Origin of the sequence: Amycolatopsis kentuckyensis (assembly GCF_002155975.1) — a bacterium.
GTDB lineage: Bacteria > Actinomycetota > Actinomycetes > Mycobacteriales > Pseudonocardiaceae > Amycolatopsis > Amycolatopsis kentuckyensis.
This window is the reverse complement of sequence record NZ_MUMI01000635.1, coordinates 1-8198: the sequence shown is the minus strand read 5'-3', so window position 1 is coordinate 8198 and position 8198 is coordinate 1. Positions and strand designations below refer to the sequence as shown.

The 8198-nt window shown below is 74.0% G+C and carries 11 protein-coding genes; 3 read left to right on the top strand and 8 right to left on the bottom strand.

Annotation, left to right across the window (positions count from 1 at the left end):
* From CCN39_RS51380 to CCN39_RS44365, 3 genes are all read right to left on the bottom strand, one after another.
* On the bottom strand, nucleotides 1-193 hold a 193-nt coding region (locus tag CCN39_RS51380; protein ID WP_208630651.1), incomplete at its 3' end, for a hypothetical protein.
* On the bottom strand, nucleotides 190-573 hold the full coding sequence (locus tag CCN39_RS44370) for a nuclear transport factor 2 family protein (protein ID WP_086852781.1): 384 nt from the start codon (nucleotides 571-573) through the stop codon (nucleotides 190-192). The genes CCN39_RS44370 and CCN39_RS51380, both read right to left, overlap by 4 nt.
* A 43-nt stretch (nucleotides 574-616) precedes the next feature.
* Complete coding sequence (locus CCN39_RS44365; RefSeq protein WP_244211297.1) at nucleotides 617-2152, bottom strand: HD domain-containing phosphohydrolase; 1536 nt, start codon at nucleotides 2150-2152, stop codon at nucleotides 617-619.
* Nucleotides 2153-2369: 217 nt separating this feature from the next.
* Here CCN39_RS44365 and CCN39_RS44360 point away from each other — a divergent pair, with 217 nt between their 5' ends.
* From CCN39_RS44360 to CCN39_RS44350, 3 genes are read left to right on the top strand one after another with little or no spacing between them, the layout of a single operon-like run.
* Entirely contained in the window at nucleotides 2370-3443 is a 1074-nt protein-coding gene (locus CCN39_RS44360; protein WP_043784031.1) for an AAA family ATPase, read from the top strand.
* Between the two features lie 7 nt (nucleotides 3444-3450).
* Nucleotides 3451-4395, top strand: a complete 945-nt coding sequence (locus tag CCN39_RS44355; RefSeq protein WP_086852779.1) for a DUF58 domain-containing protein — start codon at nucleotides 3451-3453, stop codon at nucleotides 4393-4395.
* Complete coding sequence (locus CCN39_RS44350; protein WP_086852777.1) at nucleotides 4392-5372, top strand: VWA domain-containing protein; 981 nt, start codon at nucleotides 4392-4394, stop codon at nucleotides 5370-5372. The genes CCN39_RS44355 and CCN39_RS44350 overlap by 4 nt, the downstream gene beginning before the upstream one ends.
* Nucleotide 5373: 1 nt before the next feature.
* On the opposite strand, the gene CCN39_RS44345 is transcribed toward CCN39_RS44350, so the two are convergent.
* The 5 genes from CCN39_RS44345 to CCN39_RS44325 form a co-directional block, all read right to left on the bottom strand.
* Nucleotides 5374-5883 (bottom strand): hypothetical protein, encoded by a 510-nt coding sequence (locus CCN39_RS44345; protein WP_086852776.1) that lies wholly within the window; start codon nucleotides 5881-5883, stop codon nucleotides 5374-5376.
* A 23-nt stretch (nucleotides 5884-5906) separates the two neighbouring features.
* Nucleotides 5907-6368 (bottom strand): tRNA (cytidine(34)-2'-O)-methyltransferase, encoded by a 462-nt coding sequence (locus tag CCN39_RS44340; protein WP_086852775.1) that lies wholly within the window; start codon nucleotides 6366-6368, stop codon nucleotides 5907-5909.
* Nucleotides 6369-6372: 4 nt separating this feature from the next.
* Nucleotides 6373-6795, bottom strand: coding sequence for an acyl-CoA thioesterase (locus tag CCN39_RS44335; RefSeq protein WP_086852774.1), 423 nt, complete (start codon nucleotides 6793-6795; stop codon nucleotides 6373-6375).
* A 14-nt stretch (nucleotides 6796-6809) separates the two neighbouring features.
* Nucleotides 6810-7754 carry a TAXI family TRAP transporter solute-binding subunit gene (locus CCN39_RS44330; protein WP_086852773.1) on the bottom strand — a complete coding sequence of 315 codons (945 nt, stop codon included), beginning with the start codon at nucleotides 7752-7754 and terminating at the stop codon, nucleotides 6810-6812.
* A partial coding sequence (locus tag CCN39_RS44325) for a sensor histidine kinase (protein WP_143264393.1) occupies nucleotides 7751-8198 on the bottom strand: 448 nt, incomplete at its 5' end. The genes CCN39_RS44330 and CCN39_RS44325, both read right to left, overlap by 4 nt.

Sequence of the window (8198 nt, the reverse complement as noted above, 5' to 3'; positions counted from 1 at the left end):
GCTGGGCCGCGCCGCCGAGCCGGGCCACATCGCCGAACCGCGCCGCCGAGCCGCGCCGCCCGCCGGGCCACATCGCCGGGCCGAGCCGCCGAGCCGCGCCGCCCGCCGGGCCACATCGCCGGGCCGAGCCGCCGAGCTGGGCCGCGCCGCGTCCGCGTTCTCCGCCAGGCCCCGGGATCGCGTCGGCCGTCACGTCGGGCAGTAGCCGGAACAGAGCAGGGTCAGCCGGGTGAGGCGTCCGTCGGCGCCCGTGTCGGCGAATGCCTGCTGCTCGACCACGAACCAGCCGTCGCCGAGGCGGGTCGCCCGGAGGTGGGCGCGCCAGTGCAGGTGCAGCCTCGGGCCGATCTGCGACACGCCCGACGACACCAGCTCGAAGCCGAGCGTGTCGCCGAACCAGCGCGTGAACGTCGCCCGGATCTCGTCCGCTCCCCGCGCCTCCCGCAGGCCTCGCGGGACCAGCGCGCTCAGCTGCGCGTCGCCGGAAAAGGCGGCGGCCAGCCGGGGGAAGTCCTGGCCGGCCAGGGCCTCGAGGAAGATCCCCGCGGACCGGGGCACCGTCTGTGTGGTCATGCCCCTTGTTCTACGGGCGGGCGCGGCCCGGCGGATCGGGCAACTACCCGATGAGCCCGTTCCGCATCGCGAACAGCGCCGCCTGCGTCCGCGTCGAGACCCCGAGCTTCGCGTAGATGTGCTCCAGGTGCGTCGAGACGGTCTTGCGCGAGACGGCCAGCGCCGTCGCGATCTCGGCGTTGGACAGTCCCCGCGCCAGCTGGACCAGGACCTCCGTCTCCCGGGTCGTCAGCCCGGACCGGCCGGGGAGCGTCCGGCGCACCCGCCGCCCGGCCGCGGCCAGCACGGCGTCGACCGCCTGGCCGTCGAGACGCCCGGCGCGGGCTTCCCCGGCCAGGACCTCCGCGGCCTCGGACGGCGGCCGCGCCGCGCGGTGCGGGCGAGGCTCGCCCAGGGCGTGGTAGACGTCGGCGGCCGCGAGGATCCGCGACGGCATGGCCAGGGCGTCGCCGGAGAGCGCGTGGGGGTAGCCCGAGCCGTCGAGGCGTTCGTGGTGCTGGGCCGCGCACCGGGCCACCGACGCCAGCGCCGGCACCCGCGCCAGCATCCGTTCGGTCAGGTACGGGTGGGTCCGGGCGCGCTCGCGCTGGGCCAGCGACCACGGCTTCGGCGCGTTCCACACCGCGCTCGGCACGCCGATCATCCCGATGTCGTGCACCCACCCCGCCCGGCGCACCACCGCGACGTCCGCCGGAGCCAGGCCCAGCCGGCCGGCCGCGGCCGCCGCGAGCTCCGCGACCCCGCGGGAGTGCCCGAGCCGGTGGGGCGACTTGAGGTCGGCGAAGTCGGCGAACGCCTGCAGCGCCCGGTCGAGCTCCTCGTCGGGGAGCTGCTCGCCGAGCCGCGGGTCGAGCGCGATCACCTCGTCCCAGGCCCGGATGTCCTCGAGGCCGGCGAGCACCGCCGCGTGGTGCTCGAGGAAGCAGTCCACGAGCCGCGGGTCGAACTGCGTTCCCCGGCGTTCGCGGGCGACGGCGAGCGCGCCCTCGACGCCCGCGGTGTGGTGGAAGGCCTCGACGTTGTCGGCGAGCTGGACCAGCCGCACGGCCACGGCGAGCTCGTCGCCGCCGGCCTGCCCGGGCACCCCGCGGCCGTCCCAGCGCTCGAAGGCCTGCAGCAGCGGGCGGCAGACGTCGTCGCCGAGCCGCAGCCGGTCCGCGAGTTCGCTGGCGCCCTGGCAGTGGGCCTGCATCACCTTCTGCACCGATTTCCCGGCCGTGGCGAGGAACTTGCCCACCAGCCCGGCGCGCCGCAGCCGCGAGCTGCCGCCGCCGAGGTGGCGCGCGACGAACATCGCCATCGTGACCCCGGCCAGGTCCCCGTCGTGGCTGTCGGCGTAGAGCTGCGTCTCGTCGCCGAACAGCTCGGCCAGTTCGCTCGTGTCCGCCGCGCAGCCGATCCAGGTCAGCAGCGACGTGTAGTAGGCGGCGGCCCGGATCCCCTCCTCGACACCCGCCGCGTCGGCCAGCCGCAGCGTGATCACCGTCTGGCGCAGGACCCGCTCCATCGGGCGGCCCATGCCGAGGTCGGCCACCAGCGACAGGGTGGCGACCAGCTCGGCGAGCCTGACACGGGTCACCCCCGCATCCTCGCTCAGCCCGAGCCCCCTGTCAGTTCGAGTGCACAGCCCTGCCGAAGAGGCCCTTCACAGGTGTCACACCGCTGACCGTGTTGGCTGATCGTGGGCCAGGTCCGGTCGTCCGCGTGCCGGATGAGACGGACGACCGGGGGCGCAGTACGGTCGCACCGCGTGATCACCGTCGCGGGGGCGGCGCACGAGATTTCGAGGAGGCAGAGTGACCGAGCCCGGCTACGCCGAGGGCGGGAACGGGCAACAGCCCGCGACGCCGGCCCGGGACGCCCAGTTGCTGGAGCGGACCGTGTTCGAGGTCAAGCGGATCATCGTCGGCCAGGACCGCCTGGTCGAGCGGATGCTGGTCGGCCTGCTGGCCAAGGGCCACCTGCTGCTCGAAGGCGTGCCCGGCGTGGCGAAGACCCTCGCGGTGGAGACCTTCGCCCGGGTCGTCGGCGGCTCGTTCTCCCGCGTCCAGTTCACCCCCGACCTGGTGCCCGCCGACATCCTCGGCACCCGGATCTACCGCCAGGGCGCCGAACGCTTCGACGTCGAGCTCGGCCCGGTCGTGGCGAACTTCGTGCTCGCCGACGAGATCAACCGCGCGCCGGCCAAGGTCCAGTCGGCGATGCTCGAGGTGATGGCCGAGCGGCACGTGTCGATCGGCGGCCAGACGTTCCCGATGCCCGACCCGTTCCTCGTGCTCGCCACGCAGAACCCGATCGAGAACGAGGGCGTGTACCCGCTGCCGGAAGCCCAGCGCGACCGGTTCCTGTTCAAGATCGTCGTCGAGTACCCCTCCGCCGAGGAGGAGCGCGAGATCATCTACCGGATGGGCGTCACCCCGCCCACCCCGCACGAGGTGCTCAGCCCGGGCGAGCTGGTCCGGCTGCAGGGCGTCGCGTCGCAGGTGTTCGTGCACCACGCGCTCGTCGACTACGTGGTGCGGCTGGTGCTGACCACCCGGACGCCGAACGAGCACGGCCTCGCCGACGTCGCCGGCTGGGTGTCCTACGGCGCTTCGCCGCGCGCGAGCCTCGGCATCATCGCCGCCGCCCGGGCGCTGGCCCTGGTCCGCGGCCGCGACTACGTGCTGCCGCAGGACGTCGTCGACGTCGTGCCGGACGTGCTGCGCCACCGGCTCGTGCTGTCCTACGACGCGCTCGCCGACGGCGTGCCGATCGACCACATCATCACGCGCGTGCTGCAGACCGTGCCGCTGCCGCAGGTCTCGGCGCGGCCGCAGGGCGGGGCCGGCCAGGGCGGCCCGGTCCCGGCGGGCGCGCCGGTCAGGTAACCGGGAAATGGCCAAGAAAGAGGACGGCGTCCGCCCTTCCTGGGCGCCGCCGGTGCTGCGCGGCGACCGGCTGGAGGCCGGGCTCCGCACGCTGGAGCTCGACGTCCGCCGCCGCCTCGACGGGCTGCTGCAGGGCAACCACCTCGGCCTGGTGCCGGGGCCGGGGTCCGAGCCCGGCGAGGCCCGCCCGTACCAGCCCGGCGACGACGTGCGCCGGATGGACTGGGCGGTCACCGCCCGCACCACCACTCCGCACATCCGAGAGACGGTCGCCGACCGCGAGCTGGAGACGTGGGTCGTCGCCGACCTTTCGGCGAGCCTCGACTTCGGCACCGCGCTGTGCGAGAAGCGCGACCTGGTGGTCTGCGCCGTCGCGGCGGTCGCCCACCTCACCGGAGGCGGCGGCAACCGGATCGGCGGGCTGATCTCCACCGGCGCCGAGACGACCCGCATCCCGGCCCGTGGCGGCCTGGCGCACGCCCGCGGGCTGGTGCGCAAGCTCGCCGAGACCCCGCGCGCGGCCGAGGGCACCCGGGGCGACTTCGCCCAGGCCCTCGAAGCGCTGCGGCGGCCGCCGCGCCGGCGTGGCCTGGCCGTGGTGATCTCCGACTTCCTGGGCGAGGAGTCCTGGGAGCGGCCGCTGCGGGCACTGGGCGGGCGCCACGAACTGATCGCGATCGAAGTCCTCGACCCGCGCGACATCGACCTGCCCGAGGTGGGCACCGTCGTGCTGGCCGACCCGGAGACAGGGAAACAGCGCGAAGTGCACGCTTCGGCCTTGCTGCGCAAGGAGTTCGGGGCCGCGGCCCACGCCCACCGGCAGCGCGTGGCGGCCGGCCTGCGGCGCGCGGGTGCGGCCCACCTGACGCTGCGCACGGACGCCGACTGGATCGCCGACATGGTGCGGTTCGTCGTCGCCCGCAAGCGCCGCTGGTCGGGGGGTGTCGCGTGAGCCTCACCGGGTTCGCCTCGCCCTGGTGGTTCCTGCTGCTGATCGCGGTCGCCGCGGTCGCCATCGGGTACGTGCTCGCCCAGCGGGCGCGCCGGAAGCGGACCATGCGGTTCGCGAACCTGGACCTGTTGGAGAAGGTCGCGCCGAAGAGCCAGGGCTGGGTGCGGCACGTGCCGGCGGTGCTGATCGTGCTGTCGCTGCTGCTGCTCACGGTGGCGCTGGCCGGGCCGACCGCCGAGCAGAAGGTGCCGCGCAACCGGGCGACCGTGATGCTGGTGATCGACGTTTCGCTGTCGATGGAAGCCACCGACGTCGCCCCGACGCGGCTGCAGGCGGCCCAGGAAGCCGCGACGAGCTTCGCGCGGAACATGACGCCGGGCATCAACCTGGGGCTGATCTCGTTCGCGGGCACGGCGACGGTGCTGGTCAACCCGACCACCGACCGCAACGGCGTGATCAAGGCGATCGAAAACCTCAAGCTGGCCCAGTCGACGGCGACCGGTGAGGGCATCTTCGCGGCGCTGCAGTCGGTCGAGAGCTTCTCGAGCGTCGTCGGTGGCGCCGACGGGCCGCCGCCGGCGCGGATCGTGCTGATGTCCGACGGGAAGCAGACGGTGCCGGAGGACCTGTACGCGGCGCGTGGCGGGTACACCGCGGCGCAGGCGGCGAAGCAGGCCGGGGTGCCGATCTCGTCGATCTCGTTCGGCACCACCCACGGCTCGGTCACCATCGACGACAAACAGCAGCCGGTGAGCGTGGACGACGAGTCGCTGCGCGAGATCGCGCGGCTGTCGGGCGGCGACTTCTACAAGGCGGCCAGCGCCGAGGAGCTGAAGAAGGTCTACGCGGACCTCGGCGAGCAGATCGGCTACGAGCTCAAGGACGCCGACGCGAGCAAGCCGTGGGTGGTGGTGGGCACGCTGATCCTGATGCTGGGCGCGGCGGCCAGCCTGTTCTTCGGGCAGAGACTGCCGTGACTCAGGCTCGGCGGACGCCGTAGAGGCTGCCGCCGAGCAGGGTCACCCCGGAGAGCACGCCGCTGACGAACGGCACCCACTCCGCGGCGCCGCCGAGCAGGGCGAGCCCGACGACGCCGAGCGCGGTCAGGACCACCCCGACCACCAGGATCGAGCGGGTCTTCCACGCCGAGGCGAGCGCGGCGAAGTGCAGGCCGACGACGGTCGCGATCCAGGCGACGTTGGCCTGGACGGGCGCTTCCAGCAGGCGCAGGACGAAGAACCCGGCGAAGAGGAGCACGACCTCGCCGAGCACGATGAACCGGTAGCTCGGCCCGAACACCGGCCGGCCTTCGAGCGTCGGGCGCCCGCCCGCGCGGACGCCGAGGACGACCACGGCCGCGAGGGCGAGCACGGCGAGGGCGCGCAGCACCCAGCCGAGCGCGGCGGGGAGCGGGGCACCGGAGTTGACGAGGACGAACACGGTACCGAACGCGGCGCCGATGAGCGCCCCCAGAAACTGCTGTCGCATCCGGCGAACCTACCGGAAGCCGATCAAGTACCCGCGAAGCCGTTCTGGCGCCAGGCTTCGTAGACCGTGATGGCCGCGGTGTTGGCGAGGTTGAGCGAGCGGCTCGTCGGCAGCATCGGCAGCCGCACGCGGTCGGTCACCTCGGGTGCTTCCTGGACCGCGGCGGGCAGCCCCACCGACTCCGGCCCGAACACCAGGACGTCGCCCGGGGTGTAGGCGACGTCGGTGTACCGCCGGGTCGCGGAGGCGGTGAAGGCGTAGACCTTCGCCGGCAGCAACACTTCCCAGGCCGCAGTGAGCGACGTGTGCACGTGGACCCGCGCGAGGTCGTGGTAGTCGAGCCCGGCGCGGCGCAACTGCTTGTCCTCCAAGGTGAAGCCGAGCGGCTCGACCAGGTGCAGTTCGCAGCCGGTGTTGGCGGCGAGGCGGATCGCGTTGCCGGTGTTCGGTGGGATTTCGGGGTGGTAGAAGAGAATGCGGAACACGGGCTCAATCCTGGAGCAGGGCGGCGTAGGCCTCGCGCACCGCTTCGGGCGGCGCTTCCGGGCGCTGCGTGGCCGGGTCGACGAAGACGTAGCGGATGGTCGCCTCCGCCACGAGGGTTTCGCCGCGGTGGATTTCGAAGTCGAAGAGCAGTGACGTCGTCCCGAGGTGGTTCAGGTACTGCGAGACGACCAGATCGTCGTCGTAGCGGGCCGGGGCGCGGAACTTGACGTTCGCCTCGGCGACCACGATGTCGGTGCCGTGCGCGAGGAACTCGGCGTGCGAGCCGAAGAGCGCCTTCTCCGCCTCGAACGAGCACATGTCCACATAGGCCAGGTAGTGGGCGTTGAAGACGATGCCCTGGCCGTCGCACTCGTGGTAGCGCACGCGCAGCGGCATCTCGGCGATCGGGCGGCGAGGTGCGGTCACGCGCCCAATCTAGTTCAGCCGTGGAGCGCCCGGTACGCGGCTGCCGCGCCGGGCTGCAGCGGGACTGGCTGGGTGCCGATCAGCGTCCGGACGTCGAGGAACTGCGTGCCGACGGCTTCGGCCGGGACCAGCGCCGTCGCGCGCTCGACGAGCAGGCGGACCACGGCCGCGGCGACGTCGTCCGGCAGGGAGGGCGCGCACACCAGGAGGTTGGCCACGCCGATCGTGCTCAGCGCGCCCACCCCGCGGTAGGCGCCGTCGGGGACCTGGACCTGGTCGTAGACCGGGCCGTACGCCGCGCGCAGGGCGGGCACCACCGAATCCAGGGGGAGCAGCGCGATGGGTGTGGTGCGGGTGAGCTCGGCCAGCTTCGGCGTCGGGACGCCGCCCGACCACAGCATGGCGTCGATCCGGCGGCCGGCCAGGGCGCGGACCGCGTCGTCGAACAGCAGGTGCCGGGCGTCCACCGCGACCCCCGCCTTGGCGAACAGGCGCTCGCCGAGCTGGGCCGCGCCGGAGCCGCTCGCGCCCAGGGACACCGCGCGCCCGGCGAGGTCGGCGAGCTCGCGGACCGGCCCGTCCGCCCGCACGACCAGCTGCAGGTAGTTCTCGTAGACGCGGCCGAGCGCGCGCAGCGGCACCTTCCCGGCGAACGGCGGGCCGCCGGCGAGCGCGGTCTGGGCGACGTCGGCGAGCACCAGCCCGAGGTCGGCCTGGCCCCGCTGCACCAGGCCGACATTGGCGACGCTCGCCTCGGTCGGCACCGCGGTGGCGTGCAGCAGCGGTTCGGCGCGGTTCAGCTCGGCGGACAGCAGCTCGGCGAAGGCCAGGTAGAAACCGCCGCGCTCGCCGGCCGCGATGGTGAGCGCGCGTTCCGGGCCGCGGTAGCCGGCCGTCGAGCACCCGGCCAGGGCGAGGCCGAGGCCGCCGAGCAGGGCCGTGCGGCGGGTGAGCGTCATCCCGGCACCTCCTGCAGCGGCAGCGTGACGCGGACTTCGAGGCCGTGCGGGTGCGCCTGGCGCAGTTCGAGGACGCCGCCGCGGGTGCGCACCTGCTGGTGCGCGATGGCCAGGCCGAGCCCGGTGCCGCGCGGGGCACCCTCGCCGCCCGCCCGCCAGAAGCGCTCGGTCGCCCGCGCTCTGTCCTCTTCGGACAATCCGGGTCCGTCGTCGGCGACGACGAGGGTCGCGGTTTCCCCGCCGCTTTCCCATTCGGTCGTGATCTTCGCGCCGCGGCCGGCGTAGTGGACGGCGTTGTCGAGCAGGACGTCGAGGATCTGGGCGAGCTCGCCTTCCGGGCAGCGCACGGTCACCGGCTCGTCGTGCCCCGGCGGGGGAACGAGCGCCGCACCCGCGTCCTCGGCGGCCGGGCGCCAGGCGTCGACGCGTTCGGCGAGCACGGAC